Below are 20,964 nucleotides of genomic sequence, written 5' to 3'. Positions count from 1 at the left end.
TCACTGAAGATGCTTTGCGAAGTTGTGTCATTCATTTGAAGGTTTCTTCCGCAGGATCTCCCCGATCGCTTCCTCTCTGCTTTGAGGCGGTAACTCACTGCCATCACGCCGGCGCAAAGAAACGTTGCCACTACTAACTTCCCGGGCTCCGATGACGGCGGCGTAGGGAATCTTTCGCTGGATCGCCTCACGCACGCGCAACCCGACCGAACCGTCCGCCAGCAGGTCAACACGCAGCCCTGCCCGGCGCGCCGAGGCCGCGAATTCATAGGCATAGTCGTGTTGCGCCTCGCCAACCGGAGCGATCGCTAGCTGGACCGGGGCGTACCAAGCGGGAAACGCCCCTTCGTGTATTTCGATCAGCATGGCGAACAGCCGCTCCATGCTGCCGGCGAGACTGCGGTGAACCATGACGGGCCGTTGCCGGTTGCCTTGCGCGTCAACATATTCCAGGCCAAACCGCTCAGGCTGGGCGAAGTCAATTTGGACGGTCGCGAGGCTCCACTCACGGCCAGCCGAGTCAAGCATCTGCACATCGATCTTCGGACCGTAGAACGCCGCCTCGCCGGGCGCTTCGTAATAGTCGATGCCTTCGGCGACAAGTGCTTGGCGCAGAAAGTCTTCCGCGCGGTCCCAGTCCGCGGGACTGCCAAGAATGCTCTGCCCCCGCAGCGATAGCCGGAACCTGTACGGGACCAAGCCGAGCGCGGCGTGCACACGGCGCATCAGCCTTAATACCGCGGCCACCTCATCGCCCACTTGATCCAGCGCACAGAAGATATGCGCGTCGTTAAGCCAAATCGAGCGCACCCGGCTTAGCCCACCGACCACACCGGAGCGTTCCGCCCGGTACATGCCGCCCAGTTCCGCGATCCGCAACGGAAGGTCGCGATAGGAGCGTCCCCTCGCGGCGAAGACGAGGGCATGTTGCGGGCACAGGCTCGGTCTGAGCATCAGCTCGCTGTCGCCATCGGGCATGCCGGGAAACATATCGTCGCCAAACTTCGCCAAGTGCCCTGAGCGTTCGAATAGCTCGCGTTTGGCCATAGGCGGGGAATACACGTGCTCATAACCGGCGAGGCGTTCTTGCTCACGCAGATACTCCTCTACGGCGTGTCTGGCGGCCGCCCCGGCGGGCAGCCACACGGGCAAGCCAGCACCGATCAGCGGATCGCTGTGGAACAGCTCAAGTTCGCGCCCGAGTTTGCGGTGATCAACCATGATGCTCTCTCCCTGGGATAAGCGGCTGGGCTCATCAGGAGGGCAGAAAGAATGCGGCCCCGGGATGAACCCGGAGCCGCATGATGACTAACGCTTGCAGGTCAGCATGATCGCGCCGGGGATACCGGCGTCGTCGTGGCTTTAACCTGCAGCATGGTCCTAGCTTACAGCCTGATCAGCTGGGTGAAATCGGTTTTCGCGACGCCACCTGCCGTGACCCTGGCCACCGCCACCGGCCTGCCGACCGTCCCGTTGGGAAGCTCGATCTGCACCAGGTAGAAGCCCGGGTCCAGGTGCACGAAGCCAAACCATCCGTCACCGTCGGCGAGACGGCTCACGGCCGACCCGCCCGTGGTGAGCGGTTGCAACGTCACCTTGATCTGGTCGAGCGGGGTGCCATCGCGCAAGGTCACCCGGCCGGCCACGTGTCCCTCCGATGGCGTGTACTTCCACGGCATCGAAGGCACGGCTACCTCGTTGGCGAACGGAGCATCCGGTCCCTGCGTCAGTGCCTGAACCAGCAGATCCCGCTCCGCGTCGCGCACCGCGGCACTCTGCCCTACCCCAGCCCTCGTGGGATTGGCGTAGGAGTAACCACTCCAGCCCGCGACAGTGTTTCCCGCCGCGGTTGGCGCCAAGGCCGTCCGCACCTGAGTCACGCTGTCGGGGATGTCGTTGAGGTAAAGCGCGGGCCCAACGACGGCCTGCCGCTCCCCCTGCCAGTCCGCGAGCACTTCGGTCCACTCGTCGAACATCTGCTTCTGGTCTGGCATCCAGTTGCGCTTGTAGTTCATGGCCACGACCGTGTCCATGATCCCCTCGGCTTGCCAGCCTTTCCAGTCCTGCAGCACCTCGGCGTAAGGCCGGGTCTTCTCCCAGCCGCCCATGGTTTGCGGACCATAGCTATAGGTGATGCCGTCCATCGACAGCCTCGCCCGCGGGTCCACTTCCCACATACCCAGATAAATCTTGCGGACCAAGTTCGTCATTTGGGTACGCCGCCAGTCCGAAAATTGTGGATCGGAAGCAGCGGGCACATCCGTTCGCCCGGTCGCCGCGTGGAAGCGCGCGAGTGAGGTTTCGCTGTAGCCCCAGTCGCTGTGCGTCGTCGTGGAGTTGAAATCCGGGTAACGGACGTAGTCGAGGTTGATACCGTCCACATCGTATTCACGCATGATGCTTTGGATCGCCTGCACGATGTAGTTCACCGCACCGGGGTTGGCCGGGTCCATATAGGCGTTGTTGCCCATACGTTCCAGACCGTCGGCGCGCTTGTTCAGCCACCGGTCCGCGCCCGTCGCGTTGAGCCCGTGCTTGTTGAACACGTGCTCTGGTGACGAGTGCGGTGTCGCCGAGTTCCACATCGTGTTGACGTTCACCCACGCGTGGACCTGCATGCCGGCGGCGTGTCCCTGCGCGATCACCTCGTCGAGCGGGTCGTAGGGCAATGGTGCGATAGCCGCGTCCGTGCGCGGGTAAAGCGCACGGTTGCAGAAGCAGTCGTACCGCCGTGCGATCTGCACGATGAGAGCGTTCGCTTTGATCTTTTGGGCGTCCTGCACGAGTTTCGTTACCTGTGCTGGCGTGTAGACGCCCTCGTTGAACGCGTCCACCCAATAGCCACGCCATTGTGATGGTAGTGGTGCCGCCGCGGTCGCGGGAGCGGCGGCGCTGACTCCTGCCGCCAGCGCTAACGTGACCAGGGCGGCCAGTGTTCGTCTTATCAAGGCGGCCTCCGCTTGAAGAATAGCTACACTGACATAGCTAAGCGCGAAGGTAACCTACAGTGCGCGCTGCGGTTCTGTCCACATAGCCCCTTGACTGGCGCTATAGCGGACGTACTGTCGGACAACATGCGACCCGAGACCAAAGCCCTGCATATCGCGGCCCTGTCCGTCGGGCTTTTCTTCCTGCTGATCGGGGCGCTAGGCTTCGTACCGGGCGTGACGGCGAACTTCGACGACCTCACGTTCGCTGGACACCACTCGCAAGCACGGCTGCTCGGCATCTTCCAGGTTTCGGTGCTGCACAATCTGATACACCTGGCTTTCGGCGTCGCCGGTCTGCTACTGGCACGCAAGGCCGCGCGGTCTTACCTGATCGGCTGCGGTCTGATCTACTTAGGAGTCTGGGTCTACGGCATCGTCATCGATCACGACAGCGTGGCCAACATCGTCCCTGTCAACACGGCGGACAACTGGCTCCACTTGGTCTTCTGCTTCGGCATGATCGGCTTGGGGATTGGCCTGAACAACCGGGTCACCGTGGAATCAGAATTGTAACCTGTTCTAGAAATCTGGCTTACAGTATTGCTACCCTCCAACACATGATTCCCACGGTTGTTTGGGGGACCGGCAACGTCGGCCGGGCCGCGATCCGGGCCACGGTCGCCCACCCGGAGTTGCAACTCGTTGCAATTTTGGTAAACGATCCGGCGAAGGTTGGCCGCGACGTGGGTGAGCTTGCCGGACTTGGCTATCAGCTCGGCATCGCCGCGACCGACGACGTCGGCGCCGTCCTGGCAACGGGTCCCCGCGCCGTGGTTTACGCGGCCTCCGGCGAGATCCGCGCCGACGAAGCGCTCGACGACATCGTCAAGGCGATCCGCGTTGGCGCCATTGTCGTTACCCCCTCTATTTACGCGCTCTACGACCAGCGCAACGCGGCACCAGAGTTGCGTGAGCCGGTGCTTGCCGCGATCGCCGAAGGTGGCGGTTCACTGTTCGTCTCGGGTGTCGATCCGGGCTGGGGCAACGATTTGCTCCCCCTGCTCGTTAGCGGCCTCGGCTCCACCATCGATGTGCTGCGGTGCCAGGAGATCTTTGACTACTCCACCTACGACCAGGAGGACTCGGTCCGCTGGCTCGTGGGCATGGGTCAGCCCATGGATTATGAGCCACCCATGCTCGCGCCAACGGTGCCGACCATGGTGTGGGGCGGCCAGATCCGCATGATGGCCCGGGCTCTGGGCGCCGAACTCGATGAGGTTCGCGAAACGCAAGAAAGGCGTGCGCTCGAAACCACCATCAGCACCAAGACGATGGGCGAGTTCGAAGCCGGCACGCAGGGAGCCATCCGTTTCGAGGTGCAGGGCATCATCGCCGGCGAGCCACGGATCGTCATCGAGCACGTCACCCGCATCCACTCGTCGTGCGCACCCGACTGGCCACAGGCTCCCGATGGCGTTGGCGCCCACCGCGTCATCGTCGAAGGCCGGCCCACCATCGAGGTGACCGTTGAGTGCAGCGACGAAGGCGGAAACCGTTCCGCTGGCGGCAACGCCACCGCGGCGGCCCGTCTCGTCAACGCCATCGACTGGCTCGCCGCTGCGGAACCAGGTTTCTACGACGCGCTCGACGTCCCGTTGCGCCCCGCCGTTGGCAAGTTCGGAAGGACCTCAGCATGAACCTCGACATCCCCGAAGGCAAAGACCCCATCGCCTACGTGTGGGGCGAGCTCGTTCCCGGCATAGGTGTTGCCGCGTCAGCGTTTTCGCTGTCTGTCTATCAGTATTCGACGCTAGGGCTGCGTGAGTTCGAAGCCGCCCGGCTGCGGATCGCGCAAATCAACGGGTGCTTGTTCTGCCTCGACTGGCGCACGGACCGGGAAGGGCAGAAGGTGGAAGAGGAGTTCGCCGACGCCGTCACCGAGTGGCGCACGACGGACCGCTTTGACGAGCGCACGCGGATGGCGGCCGAATACGCCGAGCGTTACGCCATTGACCATCACGGGATCGACCAAGAGTTCTGGGACCGCATGGGCAAGCACTACACCCAGGTCGAAATCGTCGAGTTGAGCATGAGCATCGGATCGTGGCTCGCGTTTGGACGGCTCAATCACGTCCTCGGCCTCGACGCGATCTGCGTCCTGCCCGGACACTCAAGCTAAGCAAAGCACAACGGGGGCCCCGGTTCGGGGCCCCCGTCCCAGTGACGTTCCTACAGATCGTCGGAGATGATCCGGTCGATGTTGCGCTCGGCCAGTGCCGTGATGGTGACGAACGGGTTGACGCTCGTGTTACCCGGGATCAGCGCGCCATCAATGACATAGAGCCCGGCATAGCCGTGGAGCCGCCCGTAGTTGTCGGTCGCCTTGTTCAGCACGGCACCGCCCAGCGGGTGATAGGTCAGGTGGTCGCCCCAGACCTTCGTGCCGCCAAACAGATCGCTGCGGTAGATCGTCCATTCCTTGGAGTTGATCCTGTCGAAGATCGTCTTCGCCATGGTGATGGCCGGTTGCTTCCAAGCGGCCTGCCAGTTCAGGTCGACGTTGCCGGTTGCCGGGTTGTAGGAGAACTCGGCGCGATGCGGGTTCTTCGTGATCGACAGGTAGAACGAGGCGTAGGTCTCGATTCCCGTCGGCAAAGGAGCCACTTCCGCGAACGCACCGCCCGCGTTCCAGTTATCGATGCCCGAACACGGAATCGACGACTGCTTGGCACCTGTCGCGTCCCACATGTGGTTGGCGCGGCCACACATGACGTTGCCGTTATCGCCCCAGCCCTTGCCCACCTCGCCGTTGAGGTTGGGCAGCTGGCCGGTCGCCTTGAGCTTCACGAGCAGCTTGCTGGTGCCCACACTGCCCGCGGCGAAGAAGACCTTGTCCGCGACAACGCTCTTGGTCGTCAGGACAGTGCCATCGGTACGGAGCTGTTCAATCACGACGTTGTAGCCACCACCCGATGCCGGGGTGACCGAGGTGACCTTGTGCAGCGGGGAGATGGTGACCCGGCCAGTCGCCTTCGCCTGCGCGATGTAAGTCTTCTGCAGCGACTTCTTGCCGCCGTTGTTGCCGTAGAGAATCTCTCCGGCCAGCGCGGACTTCGGCACGGTGCCGGCCGCTTCCTGCTTCATGTAATCCCAGTCGTAGACGTCGGGAACGAACGTCCACGAGAAGCCGGAACGCTGGGCGTGCTTACGGCCGACGCGCGAATACTGGTAGTACTCGGTGCTTTCGAACCAGTTCGGGTCGATCATGCCAACGCCCAGTGCCGCGTTCGCACGCGGGTAGTAGACGTTGTACATCTCGTCGGGGTTCACCGAGGGCAGCACGGCGCCGAAGTTCTCGCGCTTGGGCGTCACCGCCATTCCGCCGTTGACCAGTGACCCACCACCGACGCCGCGGCCTTGGTAGACCGTGATGCCGCCCATCTCCTCGGCATCGAGAATGCCGGTGTAACGCGGGATGTCCCGGTCGATGGGGAACCACAGGAAGTTGCTCAAGGGTTGCTTCGTGCGCGTGCGCAACCAGAACGACCGGTAGTCAGGGTTGGTCGTGTTGCAGAAGATCTTGCCGTCCGAACCTGGGGTGTCCCAGGCCATCCCCATCTCTACCATGTGGACATTGACGCCCGCTTGGGCCAGCCGCAGGGCGGCGACTGAACCTCCATATCCGGTGCCAATGACCAATGCGGGTACGCGCGCCCCGTCACCGATGTCGGCGGTGGCCGGAGCTGCCATAAGTGCCGCCGCGCCGAGCCCCGCACTTGCCGCCACGCCGAGTCCTGCCATAGAACCCGTTCCAATAATGAAATCGCGGCGCGTGAAACCCTTGGAACCATTACTAGACATGGCGTTGCCAGTCATGTGCCGTTCCTCACTCTAGACGGATTGCAACAAGTTCTATTTGTTGCAATCGCGTTAAGTCAATAAGTACCGGCCGGTAACTTCGCGCGTGACGAGCGGCTAGATCCATTGTGGCCACATCGTTTGCCCACATTGGACGGTCCACATTGCCAACGCCACAGATAGTCTTTATTGTCTATAGACAAGATAGGAATAGCATGAGAGGTCCGTTGATCCCGTGCATATTTCGGCGCGAAGTGACTATGCGGTGCAAGCGATGCTGGCCATCGCCTGGCACCATGGCGGTCCCGTGAAGACAGCGGAGCTGGCGCATATGCGGAACATTCCCGTCAGCTATCTGCCGTCGATTCTGGCCGACCTTCGCCGCGCTAGGTTGCTCAGCGGGCGCACGGGAATCGACGGTGGCTACAGCCTGACGAGGCCTGTCACCGAAATCAGTGTCGGCGATGTGATGCGCGCGGTTGAAGGCATGCTGGCGAGCATCCGGGGCGGGCCGCCAAAGAGCTTGCGCTACAACGGAGCGGCCGGTGAAACTGCCCACGTTCTGGCGCACGCTGCACACGGCCACCAATGCGTTGCTAGACAACACGATGCTCAGCGACTTGATGCAGGAGTGAGCATCTCCGGGCCCGCACCGGCCCGGAGACGGCTCAGGCGGCGGCCCGCACGACAGCCGGGACGTCAGGCGCCACGCGCACCTGAACCTCCGCGCCCGTGCCGATGCCCAGAGACAAGAACTCATTGCGGTTCAAGGTGACCGTGACAACCTGGTCCCCGGTGCTCACCTCAACCCGGATCTCGAAGCCGATGCGGGTCACGCGGGTGACGCGGCCACTGACCGCTTCAGCGTCGCGCTCCCCCACCTGCAGGTGCAAGTCGTGTGGGCGCACGAGACGGTCGCCTAGTTGCGTCACAGGGCCGAGGAACTTCATGACGAAGTCGTTGGCCGGCTGGTCATAGAGTTCGTCGGGGGAACCGATCTGCTCCACGCGGCCTTCGTTAATCACCACGATCTCGTCGGCGACCTCGAGCGCCTCCTCCTGGTCGTGTGTCACGAACACCGTCGTGACGTGCACCTCGTCGTGCAGGCGGCGCAACCAGTCCCGCAGTTCCTTGCGCACCTTGGCATCCAGGGCGCCGAAAGGTTCGTCTAGTAACAGGACCGTGGGCTGGACGGCCAGAGCGCGGGCCAGTGCCATGCGCTGACGCTGCCCACCGGACAGCTGCGAGGGCAGCCGGTCAGCGAACTGGCGCAAGTGCACCAGATCGAGCAATTCGTTGACCCGCTCACGAATCTCGTCCTTGGGACGTTTGCGGATCTCCAGTCCAAACGCGACGTTGCGGGCGACCGACAGGTGCTTGAAGGCGGCATAGTGCTGGAAGACGAAGCCCACGTTACGTTTCTGCGGCGGGAGTTTCGTGGCGTTGAGGCCCTCGATCTCCACCGTGCCGCTTTCAGCGCTCTCGAGGCCGGCGATGATGCGCAGAAGAGTTGACTTTCCGCCGCCGGAAGGGCCAAGCAGCGCGGTGAGCTGACCGGAGGGGATGCTCACGGAGACGTTGTCGAGCGCCACGAAATCGCCGAAGCGCTTGTTCACATTCTTGATCTCGATGCTCAACGGTCTTCCTTAGGCCTGAGAATGGAAACGGTGATGATGCAGGCGACGGCCACGAGAGCGAGCAGGAACGCCGTCGCGTAAGCGCCACCCTTGTCGAAGTTGAGATACTTCTCCTCAACCACCAGCGTGGCGGTGCGCGTCTGGCCAAGCACGTTGCCCGACACGACCTTGACCGCGCCGAACTCACCCAGCGACCGCGCCAGGCTAAGCACGACACCGTAAATCACGCCCCACTTGATGGACGGAAGCGTGATCCGGCGGAACGTTTGCACGGCATTGGCCCCGAGGCTGCGGGCCGCCTGTTCCTGTTCATCGCCAACCTCTTCGAGCACGGGCACCACTTCGCGGATCACGAGCGGCAAAGCCACGAAGACGGTCGCGAGCACGATGCCCGGGGTCGAGAAAATCACTTGGAAGCCAGCGTTTTCCAGAGCCGGGCCGAACCAGCCGTTACGCCCGCCGTACACGAGCACCAGCGCCAGTCCCACGACGATGGGCGAGACCGACAGCGGAACGTCAAGCATCGCGCTCAGCAGCCGCTTGCCCGGAAACTCATAGCGCACCAGCAAAAGCGAGATCCCGACGCCGAACACCGTGTTGATGATGACCGCGATGACGGCGACCTGCACGGTCAGCGTGAGCGCGTGCACGATGTCGGGGTCTTCGAGGATGCCGGTGATGTTGTCGAGCCCGTTGGCGAAGGCGTTCTTGCCGACGAGGTAAAGCGGCCACGCCACCAGAAAGAACAGGTAGGCGATGACGGTGAGCCGCAAGGCGTATTTAGCCACGCCGCACCATCCTTCGCTGAAGCAGATCCAAGATGACGATCACGGCGAACGAGATGACGAGCAGCACGGTGGCCACGGCGGCGGCACTGTCCACATTGTCATTTTCGATACTGCTGAGGATGCGGACCGAGGTGACTTCGGTACGCATCGGCAGGTTCCCGGAAAGCAGCACGAGGGAGCCATATTCGCTCACGCCACGGGCGAACGACAGCGCGGCACCGGCGGCGATGGCGGGCGTCAGACTCGGCAGGATGATCCGGCGGAACACGGTGAACTTGCTCGCCCCGAGCGACATCGCCGCCTCTTCGGCCTCCTTGTCAAGCTCCGCTAACACCGGCTGAACCGTGCGCACCACGAAGGGCAGCGTTACGAACAGGAACGCCAGGAACACCGCTGGGCGGGCGTTGGCGATGTTGATCCCCAGTGGACTGTTCGGCCCGTAAAGCGATAGCAGCACCAGTCCCGCGACGATGGTAGGTAACGCGAACGGAATGTCGATGAGCACTTCCAGCGCCCGCTGGCCGGGGAACCGGTCCCGCACCAGCACCCAGGCGATGAGGGTGCCCATGATGACATTCACGACGGTCACGAGAAACGCGGTGCCGACGGTCAGCCTGATCGCCGCGGCGGTCTGCTCATTGGTGACCGCGTCCCAGAAGCCAGACCAGCCACCGCTGGTGCCCGTGACGACCACGGCGGCCAGTGGGATCAGGACGAGCAAACTGAACCACATCATGGCAATGCCAAGACCCAGGCCAGAGACCCGGGTCAAACGACGGCCGCCCCGGGCCGCCCGGCGGCGTGAAGCCGCCGGGCGATCCGGGACAAGGAGCGCGGAACTCACTTCGCTTTGCCTGACGCTGCAATGATCTTCACGATGAGACCCTCTTTCTCATCGAAGTACTTCTTCGACAGTGCCGACCAGCTACCGAAGTCTTTCTCGACGGTCAGCAGCTTCTTCGGCGCCGGGAACGGGTTGCTCGGGTCGATCGCGCCTTGCACGCCCTTGGTGTCGACGCCCTGGATGATCGGGCGGAAGCCCTTGAGGGCGAACTGACGCTGTCCCTTGTCACTAAGCACGAAGTCGAGCCACTGCTTGGCCTTGGGGTCAGCGTTGTTCAGGATCGCGCCCGGGTTCTCGATGAGGATAGTGGTGTCCGGCAGGATCCAGTCGAGCTTCTCGCCGGCCTGAGTCGCGAGGATCGCCTCGTTCTCATAGGCGAGCAGCACATCACCGGTGCCACCGAGGAAGCTCGTCGTGGCGTCACGGCCACTGTTGGGCAGGGACACCACATTCGTGAACAGCTTGGTCACGAATTCGGCGGCCTGTGCGTCAGTACCCCCATTGGCAGTGATGTGGCCCCATGCGGCCAGGGCGTTCCAGCGGGCCGCGCCCGACGAAGCCGGGTTTGGCGTCACGATGCCCACCCCTGGCTTGATGAGGTCGTCCCAGCCCTTGATGTTCTTAGGGTTTCCCTCACGCACGGCGAGAACCACGACCGAGGACGACACGATGCCCTTGGTGGCGCCCTTGTTCCAGCTGGCATCGACGAGCCCGGCGTCGACCAGGCGGGTCACGTCGCTGCTGACGGAGAAGTGCACGTAGTCGGCCTTCAGTCCATTCACGACAGCGCGGCTCTGGTCGCCGGACGCGCCATAGGACGTCTGGAACTTCACGCCCTTGCCCTCGACGGTCTTGTTCCACTCCGCGGCGATCGCCTTGTTGGCCGCCTCAGGAACGGCGAACCCCACGATGGACAGCGTCGCGGAGTTCTCCGCCGCAGCGTTGTTACCCGTGCCGCAGCCGGCCAGTGCAAGGCCGGCGGCGGCTAAGAGTGCGACTGTTGCCCTGATCCGGTTCTTCATGCGGGACCCTAACATTGAAATCTATCGATTAATGAGGTTGGAGAGGTTCGAGGCGCAAAGCCACGTTCCACTTGGCGAGGCGGGGCCCCAATGCCGGCGGCTCACGAAGCGGAACTAGCTGACGACGAATATCCCACTACACCACTAGACTTTCAAGGGTTTAACCGTGAGTGACGCTCGGCACATGAGTTTTGCCCGCATTTAAGGCTTGATGCGGAAAACCTCACCACGGGGAGTGAACGGAAGGGTGGCTCCGCGCGGCAGGAGGAAGGCATGCTCGCGCCGGATCCTCAGCACGTCGCACGCCCCGTCCGTGATGATCAGGATCGGGCCGTCCAGCGGAAAGTCATCCGCGTGCTCCAGCAGATTGACGCCGGGCTGCAAGACGGTGCCGCCACGGCCCCGCACCCGGACCCGCCCGGCGATGTCTTCCACCGCGACATAACCAGCGTCGTAGGCGGCCGCATCGCAAAACACGATCCGGGCCGCTGGGACATCCCGCGCCGCGGTGTAAGAAGCGATGGCACCCAAGGCTTTTCCGAGCACGGCCGGGTCCATCGACCCCGACGTGCCGAGGACGATGCCAAAAGTCCTTTCCTGCACCGGGACTTCGGGCCGCACCCAGCCCGGGCGCGGAATGGCAGGCGTGGAGGCCTGCCGCCGCGATGCCCTGGCGAAGCTGCGCAAGCGCTCCAGCGGCGCGAAGTGCCGGTCGAACCACCGCGCCAGTTCCACCTCCCACGGCGGGGGCGGGTGCTCTAGTACCCGGATTTCCTCCACCAGCCCGGACGGCAGGAGCCCACGGCCGGATTGCTCGTGATAGGACAGTCCGCCGAGCAAAGCCCTGCGGTAGAAGTCGTCGAGATCGCCGCCGCGTTGCCTTTCGTCGCCGCGGGCTCCGGAAATCATGTCGCCAAGCCCACGGCCACGCAGGGTCGCGAGTTTGCGATAACGGCGCAGGTTCCGCACGATCTCGTCATAGACGTCTTCAGCACCACGGCCTTTGAGCGCCGGGTCGTAGAGGCAGTCCTCGGGCATCTGCCCGACGCCCATCTCCACGAGCCAGCCGTTGATGACGTAATCAGCGGCGACGTTCCACTGATAGGGATCACGGAGCCCTACCCGGTCGCCGTGCCTGAGGGCAGCATGCAGCATCTCGTGCGCCAGCACGAACCGGTGCTCTCGATTCGCGTAGATCTCGCCCACGCTCGCATCGAACGCGGCCACACTGATCTGCCACGAACGTGCCAGTTCCGCGTCGGCCACAATCTTGAATCCGGCGGCGAGGGCAGCCAGCAAAGGAAACGCGGTAACGAACCAGCGCCGCGCTTGCTCCCAAGGGTTATCCGGATCGATCTCGCCTTTCTGCCGGACGGTCCGCTCACCCGCCTCTTCCACCGCGTTCGCGGCCGCTGACGCCAGCCCGATCGCGAACCGTTGCACCCAGGTGGGTTCCTTTCCCTCCACAATGGACCGTGGGGGCAAGCCAGGCTCGTGGTCAGGTGCGGCACCGCCACATCCCAAGTGCTTCATTTCAGCTGGTACGCCGAGAGCACGCCACACCTCAGCAAGGCGCGACTCATCACCCCCGGGAAGGTCTGCCGGGACAGCGATCGGCGCTTCCCCGAGCTTCAGCTGATGCTGAAAGCGCGTCACCACAAGGCATGCGGCCGCGAACGACGGTTCGTCAACGGAGCGGTCCGCGTCGAGGTGCCCGAAACCGAGGTGCAGCAAGCAGTGCGCGATGACCCAAGTCCACTCGTCGGGCTCCAGGCGGGCGTTCTTGTTCACCACTATCGAGCCATCGGAGCGCACCCTGGCGTACCCTCTGGCTTTGACAAGCTCTAGATCCTCCTGCCAGGCGGCACCGCTGCCCACGCGGTGGAAGAACGGGTGCCGCTTGGCCCCGGCGTAACCGGCCTCGAACGCCACGAAACGCGGATCCGGCTGAGGTTTCTTGCGTGCCATGGACTATCCCTTAAGCCCGGGCGGCGACCAGCTGCGGCAGATCCCGCGTCACTTCGACGAGGAACCAGGCCAGCAGCACCGGCTTGCCTTCACTGTCAGCCGCCATCACCAGCTGCGCGCACTCCAGGGAGATCTCGGCCAGTTCGACGAGCAGTGCCTTGGCACGCACGGCGAATTCCCGCACCGACCGGCTGGCGTGCTCGCGGCTGGCCGGAAGATCCTTCATAAGCCGAACACGAAACGTCTCGGCGAAGAAGTAGAGCAGATCGCGGTCTGTCATCGCCTTGGGCCACGACGCCTCCCCGCGCACGATCGCGTCGAGCCCGTATCGGTGCCGGACCGTCTTCACGTAGGTGCTAAAGGAATTCGCGTGATGCGGCGTCAGTGTCCCGTGCGCGAGCAGCCGGAGCGTCTCCTCGTCGATCTGCTCGCCATAGGAGTGCAGGGCGTCGGAAAGCATGTGCCACGAACGTGGGGTGGAGAAAGGTTCCTCCGTCTAGGGTGGCTGCACCCACACACCGATCAGGTCCTCGGCGGCCAGCTGCGTGCCCACGAGCGTGACACAAGGCAGGCCAAGGGAATCGGCGAAGGCCCGCACGAGCGAGCTCTTGCCGATGCCGGGCGCACCCCACACGAAGACAGGGCGAACCACCGCGACGTGCAAGAGCACGGCGGGCAGCTGCGCCGGAGTTACTGTCATCGAGGAGTGCACGAGGAGTCAGTATTCCGGCCGCAGCCGTTGCCCGCACGCGGATTTTTACAGCGAACGCTTGTTGAGCAAGCGGTTCGGGGTGCCGGACAGGCTTCCTGTGACGACACCATTGCTGGCGTTATTGATGATCCAAGCGTGGATGGTGGCCTGGCTCGCGTTAACGTTCGTTTGCTTGTAAAGCGCGGCGATGCCAGCGGCATGTGGCGTGGACATGGACGTGCCGCTCTTGCTGCCGGACCCGCCACCGGGGATGGTCGAGATGATGCTGCTGCCGGGACCGTAGATGTCGATGCAGGTGCCGATTGACGAATAGCTCGCGCGCGCGTCCGTGTTCGTGGTGGCGGCGACCACGAGGGCGGCGGTCAGGTTACGCGGCAGGCGGTCGCAGGAGTTTCCGCCGGTGTTGCCGCCTGAGGTCGCCAGGAAGACACCAGAGTTCATCATGTTCGTCAGCGCGGTGGCGAGCGTCGAACTGTAGGTCGCGTTCCACGAGGTGTTGGCGACCGCGGGAGCGATCTTGTTTGACGTCACCCAGTTGACCGCCGAGATGGCCGCGGAGGTCGTTCCACTGCCGCTGCAGTTGAGCCACTTAACGCCATGCAGGCGAACGCCTTTGGCCACGCCATAGGAAGCTGAGCCGATCGTGCCGGCGACGTGCGTACCGTGGCTGTTGCAGTCGGTGTTGTTGCTGTCAATGGAGTTGAAGTCAAAGCTCGCCCGGCCACCGAAGTTGGCGTGGGTGGGATCGACACCCGTGTCAATGATGTAGGCGTGCACGCCAGCACCGGTCGCGGTGTAGGTGTAGCTGTTGGACAGTGGCCGGTTGACCTGATCGATGCGATCGATGCCCCACGACGGCGGGTTGGTCTGCGTGGTGTCAAGGACGTTGTGGTGCCAGGCATCCTGCTCGACCGACAGGACGTCGGCGCTGCGCGTCAGTGACTTGACTTGAGCCGGCGTGAGGTCGGCGACGAAACCGTTGAGGGCGCCGGTGAAACTCTCCCGCACACTGAGCGTGCTCTTGAACGAGGACCGCGTGGTGACGATGTAGCGGCCCGGAATCAGTTCCACGTCCGGCGCCGCGGCGGGAGTGAGCACCCGCAGCGGGACAGTGCGGTAAGCGCCAGGCACATCAGCCGCGGCGGAAGCCGGAACGGCCAGTGAAGTGGCCGCCGCGGCGAGGCTGACGGCCAGCGCGAGAAGGGGGATTCGACGGGGCACAGCTGCCTCCAAAGGAGTGAGTAACCTTGCCCCGGAGCGTACATAGATAGCGTTATAGTTATCAATGGATTGCGAACGCGTCGAAACCAGGGGCCTGCCATTCGTTAGGAAGACATGACCACGTCCTACTTCAACGCCTTCCCGATCATCTACACGGAGGACCTCGAACGGGCCCTTGCCTTCTACCGCGATCTGCTCGGGTTCCGGCAGACGTTCCAGTTCCCCGCCGACGGAGACGCCGTGTTCGTCTCACTCGAACTCGAAGGCGGCGGAGGTCTCGCTCTCGCCGCCGCGGCAGACGGCCAGACCGGTGCTCACGGCCGGGCGATGCGCCCGCTGGAGACCGGCAGCTTCGAGATGTGCGTCTACACGACCGATGTGGACAGTGCCATCACCGGGCTATCCGCGCACGGCGTCGAGGTGCTCGTCCAGCCGGTCGATCAGCCGTGGGGCGAACGTATGGCCTATGTCGCCGATCCTGACGGCCGGCCGATCATGATCTGCGCCCGGCTCTGAGGGGCCCCTTGCGGAAACATGCTGACCTGCCGGTAAGTTAGCGGTCATGCTCATCGCAGACGACGCCAAGCCGGCGACCGTCCACCCGGACGCACCGCCACCAGGGACGGAGTTGCCGTCACACTACGACCGCTGTTACGGCTGCGGGCCGCAGCATCAAGCTGGCCTGCGCATGCGCATGACCGTCGGTGACGGCACCAGCGTTTTTGGACAGTTCGAAGTGACAGACGAGCACCAGGGCGCGCCCGGCTTGGCTCACGGCGGCCTGCTCGCCTGCGCCATGGACGAAGCGCTCGGCACCCTGGGCTGGCTCCTGGGCATCCCCTCGGTGACCGCACGGCTCGAAACAGACTTCCGCACCCCGGTGCCGGTCGGCACGATCCTGCACATGCACTCGCAGGTGATCGGCATCTCCGGGCGGAAGATCTACCTCAAGGCGACCGCGCGGCTCAACGACCCCGACGGGCCGATCGCGGTGGAGGCGAACGCGTTGTTCCTCGCGGTTGACCTGAGTCATTTCGCCCAGCACGGGCGCCCTGACGCTCCGGGACACGGCGAGACACGGATCAACCCGTAACTGGTTAAACGCGCCAGGCACGGGTATGGCGACAGGGAAAGGAAGTCGCAGACAGCAAGGAGTTTCATCATGCCCACGCCGCTGAAAGGCAAGCGTGTCGCCTTCCTGGCGACCGACGGCGTCGAGGAAAGCGAATACACCGAACCACGCCACGCCGCGGAGAAGGCTGGCGCTCAGGTGGAGCTGATCTCCATCAAGTCCGGGTCCATCCAGGCCGTGAAGCACGGGGAGAAGACCGGCCAGTACCAGGTCGAGCGCCTCGTGACCGAAGCGAATCCGGACGACTATGACGCCCTGGTCCTGCCGGGCGGAGTCGCGAACCCGGACAAGCTGCGGATGAACGATGACGCTGTCCGGTTCGTTAAAGCCTTCTTCGACACCCATAAACCGGTCGCGTCGATCTGCCACGGTCCCTGGCTTCTGGTCGAGGCCGATGTGGCCCGCGGCAGGACAGTGACCTCGTGGCCGAGCCTGCGCACCGACTTGCACAACGCGGGAGCCACCTGGGTCGACGAGCCGGTTCACGTTGACCAGGGTTTGGTGACAAGCCGCAAACCAGCTGACCTGCCACAGTTCTGCGCCAAGATGATCGAGGAGATTGCCGAGGGCAAGCACTAGTGTCATGACGTGTTTGTCGTGCTGATCAATGGGCTGCCGGGAGCCGGGAAGACCACCCTGGCCCGGCAGCTCGCCCCTTTGCTGGGCCTTCCCTTGCTAAGCAAGGACGTCATCAAGGAAACCCTCGCTGAACACCTGCCCGGCCACGGCCGGGAGTGGAGCCGTGACCTCGGCGCCGCGTCGATGGAAACGTTGTGGGCGCTGCTTGCCGACGCGCACGGTGGTGCCGTGCTTGAGGCGCCTTGCCTGGCCAACGTGCGGCACTTGGCGCTCGCGGGGCTAGCGCGTGCTGGGGTGGATCCGGCGAGTCTGCACGAAGTGTGGTGCGACCTTCCAGCAGACATCGCGCGCGATCGTGTCATCTCGCGGATCCCGCAGCGGCACCGCGTGCACGACGATACAAAGGAGACGGTCGAGGCCAAGTTCGCCTTGTGGGCGGAAATGGCTTTCCCGTTGGGGTTTGGCGTCGTTCACCGTGTCGATGCCAGCCAGCCGATCGATGTCGCCGCGTTGGCCGCGGCGCTAACCTCCGGCGATCAAGCGGACCGTCTGGGCCAGGTCGCGGCCTGAGGGCAAGCTCGCGGGATCGATGAGAAACTGGGTGAGCAGACCGGTCACCATCGCGTGGTAGAACGGCCCCACCAGTTTCTCGGTGGCCGCGTCCACTTCGCCGTGAAACAGCTCGACGAAGCCTCGCTTGCCTTCCACGAGCCCGGCCATGACAACTTCTCTGATCGCTGGTGTGTGCTCGGCTTGCGCGATCATCTCGAACTGCATCGCCCAGAATTGCCTGTGCTCGCTAAAGGACAGCATCACCCGGTCGGCGATGGCGGCGAACCGGTCGAGCAACGGTGCACCCGCGTCGATTTCGGCCGCGAAGCTGCGCTGAATCCCCTCGCCCCACTCCTCGATCGCCTCGTATAGCGCGGCGTTGAGGAGCGCCTCTTTCGATCCAAAGTGGTAACCGATGGCTGCCAGGCTCACCCCCGCGGCCGAGGCGATGTCGCGCGCCGTCGTCCTCGTGTAGCCCTTTTCGAACAGCCCTTTCTTAGCCCCCGCTATCAGTGCTTCCCGGTTTCCCACCCGCGAATCTTACCGGTCAGTCAGCCCATTCAGGCAGGTGCCAGCCGCCGGCGAGTGCTTTCTGAAACTCTTCATAGCGAGCAGTCATGACACCGGCCAGGTAGTCCTCGATCCCCGAGCCGAACGGCACGTTCAGCGGCGGCTCAGCCATGCTGGCGATCTTTAGCACCAGCCGCGCGAACAAAGCCGGCGCTGTGATGTCCTCTGTGGACGCTAGTGCCCTGGTGCCGGCGAGCATCTCGGCGGTCACCGGCGCATAGGCGGCGATCGGGTGCGCCGGTTCCCGCAGCGCCTCGCCGTAACGGGTCGAAAAGCCGCCCAGCTGCAGCGATGTCACCTTCACACCGAATGCCCCCGCGTCGGCCGCCAAAGCGTTAGCCAGGCCTTCCAGCGCGGCTTTACTCGCACCGTAAACGGCCAGCCCTGGCAACGGAACCGTGGCCGCCAGCGACGAGACGAAGATGGCGTGTCCGCTGCCCTGAGCACGCCACAGGGGGAGCACCTCGCGGGCCAGCCGCCAGGGGCCAAAAACGTTGGTGTCAAACTGAGCTTCCAGTTCGGCGTCTGAAATCTCTTCCACCGCACCAAACTGGCCGTAGCCCGCGTTGTTCACCAGCACGTCGACGCCGCCGAACACCTCCTGCGCCAGCGCGACAGCCGAGGCGCAGGCGTGTGGATCGCACACATCGAGAGCGGTAACGGCCACATGAGACGGATAGCGAGCCGCCAGATCGCTTATGGTTTCTGGCTTGCGCGCGGTGGCGAGAACCCGCTCACCGCGCGCCGCCAGTTCCTCGGCCAGAGCTCGGCCCAGCCCACTCGAACATCCGGTCACTAGCCATCGGCGTGTCATGTACTCACCATGGCCAATGAAAACGTGAGTGCCTATGGAATGAATCCCGGTTCACTCATGGGCTACCACTTGCCGCTACAGCCGGTTCCGTTGCTGTTGGAGCAGACACGCACGTAGTAGGTCTTCATGTTCTGGAAGTCCACGGTGCCGGTCCAGCCCTTGCTACCGCTGATGTTGTACCAGGGTCCACCGTTGACCTGGTGTTGGGCATAGCCATTGTTGCTGGTAAAGGCTACCCAGCCGTCGTAGTTTCCGCCGCCGACCGACCAGTAGTTACCGCAAGCGCGGGCCTTCGTGGTCCCGGAGCCGTAAAGCGTGGTACAGCTGCCGTTGTCACCGATGGCTTGGGCTGTTCCCGGGCTCAGCAGGACCGTCGCCGCCATTGCCACCGCACCCACGGCGTACTTCAGTTTGTTGCGCACATCGGACTCCTTAACAGTGGAAGATGTGCATGGATCATCTCGGACGGCGAGGCGACGGCGGAAGGTCAGCGAACCTTTCCGAACAGGTCCGAACGCTTACGCCACGTTCGTTCGCCCGTGGGCCTGGGCCGGAAAGCCCAAGGTGAACGACATGCTGATGGCGCAGTTCGAAGTGGCCAGCCCGATGGATCGCTGCCAAGACCATTTCTGATCCTGGCAGCACAATTTGCTAGCCGCGCCACCACTTCTGGTTGGCGCCGCCGTGGCACTCCCATTGGATGAGCTTGGTGCCGTTGGCCGAATTCCAGCCGCTGACGTCAACACACTTGTTGGACTGTGGGTTGACCAGATCGCCCGCCCCGCTGAGCACGAACTGCTGCGCCGGGTTGCCGCTGCAGTGGGCGAGCTGGATCGCGGCACCGTTGGCCGTTGAGCCCCAAGCCACGTCCATGCACAAGCCAAAGGCGCGGATCGTGCCGTCGCCGGGGAAGGTCCAGTTCTGCGCGGCGGTGCCGTTGCAGTCCCAGAGCTGAAGCAAGGCACCGTCGACTCCGTTGCCTCCCGGGACGTCGATGCACTTGTTGGCGTACCCGATGATCCGGCTTGTGCCGCCGCCGCCCGTGGTCGTGAGCGAAAGCCCATACGCACCAAGCACTTCGTTGACCGGCTGGAAGAACGTCGTGCCGCCGGAGGAGCAGTTGCCTGACCCGCCGGAGGTGATGCCCTGCGCCTGGTTCCCGGAAATCCATGAGCCGCCTGAGTCACCGGGCTCGGCACACGCGTTGCTTTGCGTCAGGCCGTAAACAAGCGCGCCATTGCCGTAGTTCACAGTGATGTTCTTGGCTTGGATGACGCCACAGCGCCAGCCGGTCGTGCGCCCCGAGCGGCAGATAGAGCTGCCGATCGCGGCTTCTTGCGACCCGGCGACACCGACGTTTCCGCCGGCGTAGTTGTTGACCCACGGGCGGGAGACCCAGTTGCCGTTGGTCTGCACCCACGCGTAATCGTTGACCGGGAAGGACGATCCGCGGAAGGTGCCTTGTGAAACGTTGTTGTATCCCAGCGTGGGGCTATTGACGCCACCACAGTGCCCGGCCGTGACAAAGCCACCGGCCACGGCGAAACCTATGGAGCACAACGTGTTTCCGTTGATGACGAACTGGTCGCCGCCACGGGTGTCATAGAGCGGCCGGGGTGCGGCGGCGCTGACGGTCAGTTTGATCAGCTCTGGGTCGAGGCCACGGGTGAACTGACCGGCCGCTTCGGCACTGGCCGCCGTGACCACGACACGGTTAGCCGTCACGTCGGTGTACCAGCTGTGCACCTGGGCGCCGGCTTGCCGTTGGTCCAAGGCCGACTTTCCGGTCTCAAGCTGCCGCAGCGTCCAGCGTACGCGCACGGGCTCGGCGCCCAGCTGCCGGGCACGCTGGGCGTCAGCGTCGCTGGTGACACCGGCTCGCAGCCGCCCGTCAAACCACGCGCCGGCGAACCGTTCGCCGAGCGAGGACTGCACGCGCTGCGAGTTGACCGCGGCGGCGGCTTCGTGTGCGAGCAGGACGCGCACCTGCGCCTGGGTGAGGTTGAGGTCACGGCGCATGGCCGCGAACATGTCGTCTGTGGAGGATGCCTGGCCAGCTCCAGCTGGCAGGACGGCGAGCGTGGCGGAGAGCAGCACCACGCCCGCCAATGCGGGAAATCTCACTGTCTGTCCTTCGCGGAGGGGGTACGGGACGGATTAGAGAGCGCTCTCTGAGCTGAAGTTAACTTTCCTTCTTAAATATGTCAATTCTTGTGGGAGAGCGCTCCCTGCCCGCGAAGGCGAAAAAGACGGCTCACCGGGCAGGCAGGTAAGCCCGGTGAGCCGTGATCAACGCTCCGCCGGATCGAGACCCCCGAGGCATCGATTCGGCGGAGC

Annotated in this window: 22 protein-coding genes and 1 pseudogene; 8 read left to right on the top strand and 15 right to left on the bottom strand. The window is 63.9% G+C overall.

Annotated elements, in window-relative coordinates:
• Positions 1 to 27 precede the first annotated feature (27 nt).
• Complete coding sequence (gene thrS / locus A3E1_RS0127320) at positions 28 to 1,221, bottom strand: threonine--tRNA ligase (protein ID WP_020523978.1); 1,194 nt, start codon at positions 1,219 to 1,221, stop codon at positions 28 to 30.
• Positions 1,222 to 1,385: 164 nt separating this feature from the next.
• Complete coding sequence (locus tag A3E1_RS0127315) at positions 1,386 to 2,948, bottom strand: family 10 glycosylhydrolase (RefSeq protein ID WP_211215998.1); 1,563 nt, start codon at positions 2,946 to 2,948, stop codon at positions 1,386 to 1,388.
• A 126-nt stretch (positions 2,949 to 3,074) separates the two neighbouring features.
• Between A3E1_RS0127315 and A3E1_RS0127310 the strand changes: the two genes are divergently transcribed.
• From A3E1_RS0127310 to A3E1_RS0127300, 3 genes are read left to right on the top strand one after another with little or no spacing between them, the layout of a single operon-like run.
• Positions 3,075 to 3,503, top strand: a complete 429-nt coding sequence (locus tag A3E1_RS0127310; RefSeq protein WP_020523976.1) for a DUF4383 domain-containing protein — start codon at positions 3,075 to 3,077, stop codon at positions 3,501 to 3,503.
• A 44-nt stretch (positions 3,504 to 3,547) separates the two neighbouring features.
• Positions 3,548 to 4,627, top strand: a complete 1,080-nt coding sequence (locus A3E1_RS0127305) for an NAD(P)H-dependent amine dehydrogenase family protein (RefSeq protein WP_020523975.1) — start codon at positions 3,548 to 3,550, stop codon at positions 4,625 to 4,627.
• Entirely contained in the window at positions 4,624 to 5,109 is a 486-nt protein-coding gene (locus A3E1_RS0127300; protein WP_020523974.1) for a carboxymuconolactone decarboxylase family protein, read from the top strand. The genes A3E1_RS0127305 and A3E1_RS0127300 overlap by 4 nt, the downstream gene beginning before the upstream one ends.
• A 50-nt stretch (positions 5,110 to 5,159) precedes the next feature.
• Here the strand turns inward: A3E1_RS0127300 and A3E1_RS0127295 are convergent, their stop codons facing one another.
• Positions 5,160 to 6,806, bottom strand: coding sequence for a GMC oxidoreductase (locus A3E1_RS0127295; RefSeq protein WP_020523973.1), 1,647 nt, complete (start codon positions 6,804 to 6,806; stop codon positions 5,160 to 5,162).
• Positions 6,807 to 7,062: 256 nt separating this feature from the next.
• Between A3E1_RS0127295 and A3E1_RS48570 the strand changes: the two are divergent.
• Positions 7,063 to 7,242 (top strand): annotated as a pseudogene (locus A3E1_RS48570) (Rrf2 family transcriptional regulator); the annotation flags it as partial.
• A 214-nt stretch (positions 7,243 to 7,456) separates the two neighbouring features.
• Here the strand turns inward: A3E1_RS48570 and A3E1_RS0127285 are convergent.
• The 8 genes from A3E1_RS0127285 to A3E1_RS0127255 form a co-directional block, all read right to left on the bottom strand.
• Positions 7,457 to 8,425, bottom strand: a complete 969-nt coding sequence (locus A3E1_RS0127285; protein ID WP_020523971.1) for a sulfate/molybdate ABC transporter ATP-binding protein — start codon at positions 8,423 to 8,425, stop codon at positions 7,457 to 7,459.
• A complete protein-coding gene (locus A3E1_RS0127280; RefSeq protein ID WP_020523970.1) occupies positions 8,422 to 9,213 on the bottom strand; it encodes a sulfate ABC transporter permease in 792 nt (263 codons plus the stop codon). The genes A3E1_RS0127285 and A3E1_RS0127280 overlap by 4 nt, the downstream gene beginning before the upstream one ends.
• Positions 9,206 to 10,057, bottom strand: coding sequence for a sulfate ABC transporter permease subunit CysT (gene cysT, locus A3E1_RS0127275; RefSeq protein WP_020523969.1), 852 nt, complete (start codon positions 10,055 to 10,057; stop codon positions 9,206 to 9,208). Before cysT ends, A3E1_RS0127280 begins: the two co-directional genes overlap by 8 nt.
• On the bottom strand, positions 10,054 to 11,079 hold the full coding sequence (locus tag A3E1_RS0127270; RefSeq protein WP_020523968.1) for a sulfate ABC transporter substrate-binding protein: 1,026 nt from the start codon (positions 11,077 to 11,079) through the stop codon (positions 10,054 to 10,056). Before A3E1_RS0127270 ends, cysT begins: the two co-directional genes overlap by 4 nt.
• Before the next feature lie 201 nt (positions 11,080 to 11,280).
• Positions 11,281 to 13,047: a vWA domain-containing protein gene (locus A3E1_RS0127265; protein WP_020523967.1), complete on the bottom strand. Its 1,767-nt coding sequence runs from the start codon at positions 13,045 to 13,047 to the stop codon at positions 11,281 to 11,283.
• A gap of 10 nt (positions 13,048 to 13,057) precedes the next feature.
• Positions 13,058 to 13,507, bottom strand: a complete 450-nt coding sequence (locus tag A3E1_RS45735) for a hypothetical protein (RefSeq protein WP_020523966.1) — start codon at positions 13,505 to 13,507, stop codon at positions 13,058 to 13,060.
• Positions 13,508 to 13,543: 36 nt separating this feature from the next.
• Positions 13,544 to 13,747, bottom strand: coding sequence for an AAA family ATPase (locus A3E1_RS48565; RefSeq protein ID WP_020523965.1), 204 nt, complete (start codon positions 13,745 to 13,747; stop codon positions 13,544 to 13,546).
• Positions 13,748 to 13,804: 57 nt separating this feature from the next.
• Positions 13,805 to 14,980 carry a S8 family peptidase gene (locus A3E1_RS0127255; RefSeq protein ID WP_020523964.1) on the bottom strand — a complete coding sequence of 392 codons (1,176 nt, stop codon included), beginning with the start codon at positions 14,978 to 14,980 and terminating at the stop codon, positions 13,805 to 13,807.
• A 114-nt stretch (positions 14,981 to 15,094) separates the two neighbouring features.
• Between A3E1_RS0127255 and A3E1_RS0127250 the strand changes: the two genes are divergently transcribed.
• The 4 genes from A3E1_RS0127250 to A3E1_RS0127235 all read left to right on the top strand — a co-directional run bounded on the left by A3E1_RS0127250 (position 15,095) and on the right by A3E1_RS0127235 (position 17,261).
• A complete protein-coding gene (locus A3E1_RS0127250) occupies positions 15,095 to 15,496 on the top strand; it encodes a VOC family protein (protein WP_020523963.1) in 402 nt (133 codons plus the stop codon).
• A gap of 46 nt (positions 15,497 to 15,542) precedes the next feature.
• Positions 15,543 to 16,073, top strand: a complete 531-nt coding sequence (locus tag A3E1_RS0127245; RefSeq protein WP_020523962.1) for a PaaI family thioesterase — start codon at positions 15,543 to 15,545, stop codon at positions 16,071 to 16,073.
• A gap of 69 nt (positions 16,074 to 16,142) precedes the next feature.
• Positions 16,143 to 16,691 (top strand): type 1 glutamine amidotransferase domain-containing protein, encoded by a 549-nt coding sequence (locus tag A3E1_RS0127240; protein WP_020523961.1) that lies wholly within the window; start codon positions 16,143 to 16,145, stop codon positions 16,689 to 16,691.
• A gap of 9 nt (positions 16,692 to 16,700) precedes the next feature.
• Entirely contained in the window at positions 16,701 to 17,261 is a 561-nt protein-coding gene (locus tag A3E1_RS0127235; protein WP_020523960.1) for an AAA family ATPase, read from the top strand.
• Here A3E1_RS0127235 and A3E1_RS0127230 read toward each other — a convergent pair.
• The 4 genes from A3E1_RS0127230 to A3E1_RS0127215 form a co-directional block, all read right to left on the bottom strand.
• Positions 17,214 to 17,774, bottom strand: coding sequence for a TetR/AcrR family transcriptional regulator (locus A3E1_RS0127230; RefSeq protein WP_020523959.1), 561 nt, complete (start codon positions 17,772 to 17,774; stop codon positions 17,214 to 17,216). The genes A3E1_RS0127235 and A3E1_RS0127230 overlap by 48 nt on opposite strands.
• Positions 17,775 to 17,790: 16 nt before the next feature.
• On the bottom strand, positions 17,791 to 18,627 hold the full coding sequence (locus A3E1_RS0127225) for an SDR family oxidoreductase (RefSeq protein ID WP_026208890.1): 837 nt from the start codon (positions 18,625 to 18,627) through the stop codon (positions 17,791 to 17,793).
• A 62-nt stretch (positions 18,628 to 18,689) separates the two neighbouring features.
• Positions 18,690 to 19,049, bottom strand: a complete 360-nt coding sequence (locus A3E1_RS0127220) for a hypothetical protein (protein ID WP_020523957.1) — start codon at positions 19,047 to 19,049, stop codon at positions 18,690 to 18,692.
• 229 nt (positions 19,050 to 19,278) lie between these two features.
• Entirely contained in the window at positions 19,279 to 20,751 is a 1,473-nt protein-coding gene (locus tag A3E1_RS0127215; protein ID WP_407637393.1) for a ricin-type beta-trefoil lectin domain protein, read from the bottom strand.
• Between the last annotated feature and the right edge of the window lie 213 nt (positions 20,752 to 20,964).

This window comes from Catelliglobosispora koreensis DSM 44566 (assembly GCF_000379685.1).
GTDB classification, from domain to species: domain Bacteria; phylum Actinomycetota; class Actinomycetes; order Mycobacteriales; family Micromonosporaceae; genus Catelliglobosispora; species Catelliglobosispora koreensis.
This window is presented reverse-complemented; position numbering and strand designations above follow the sequence as displayed.

What these genes read in the sequence shown, in the direction of transcription:
- A3E1_RS0127250 (WP_020523963.1), top strand. Translation starts at nt 15,095, where the DNA reads ATGACCACGTCCTACTTCAACGCCTTCCCGATCATCTACACGGAGGAC.
- A3E1_RS48565 (WP_020523965.1), bottom strand. Translation starts at nt 13,747, where the DNA reads ATGACAGTAACTCCGGCGCAGCTGCCCGCCGTGCTCTTGCACGTCGCG.
- A3E1_RS0127270 (WP_020523968.1), bottom strand. Translation starts at nt 11,079, where the DNA reads ATGAAGAACCGGATCAGGGCAACAGTCGCACTCTTAGCCGCCGCCGGC.
- A3E1_RS0127245 (WP_020523962.1), top strand. Translation starts at nt 15,543, where the DNA reads ATGCTCATCGCAGACGACGCCAAGCCGGCGACCGTCCACCCGGACGCA.
- A3E1_RS0127225 (WP_026208890.1), bottom strand. Translation starts at nt 18,627, where the DNA reads ATGACACGCCGATGGCTAGTGACCGGATGTTCGAGTGGGCTGGGCCGA.
- A3E1_RS0127295 (WP_020523973.1), bottom strand. Translation starts at nt 6,806, where the DNA reads ATGACTGGCAACGCCATGTCTAGTAATGGTTCCAAGGGTTTCACGCGC.
- A3E1_RS0127305 (WP_020523975.1), top strand. Translation starts at nt 3,548, where the DNA reads ATGATTCCCACGGTTGTTTGGGGGACCGGCAACGTCGGCCGGGCCGCG.
- A3E1_RS0127240 (WP_020523961.1), top strand. Translation starts at nt 16,143, where the DNA reads ATGCCCACGCCGCTGAAAGGCAAGCGTGTCGCCTTCCTGGCGACCGAC.
- A3E1_RS45735 (WP_020523966.1), bottom strand. Translation starts at nt 13,507, where the DNA reads ATGCTTTCCGACGCCCTGCACTCCTATGGCGAGCAGATCGACGAGGAG.
- A3E1_RS0127300 (WP_020523974.1), top strand. Translation starts at nt 4,624, where the DNA reads ATGAACCTCGACATCCCCGAAGGCAAAGACCCCATCGCCTACGTGTGG.
- A3E1_RS0127310 (WP_020523976.1), top strand. Translation starts at nt 3,075, where the DNA reads ATGCGACCCGAGACCAAAGCCCTGCATATCGCGGCCCTGTCCGTCGGG.
- A3E1_RS0127265 (WP_020523967.1), bottom strand. Translation starts at nt 13,047, where the DNA reads ATGGCACGCAAGAAACCTCAGCCGGATCCGCGTTTCGTGGCGTTCGAG.
- thrS (WP_020523978.1), bottom strand. Translation starts at nt 1,221, where the DNA reads ATGGTTGATCACCGCAAACTCGGGCGCGAACTTGAGCTGTTCCACAGC.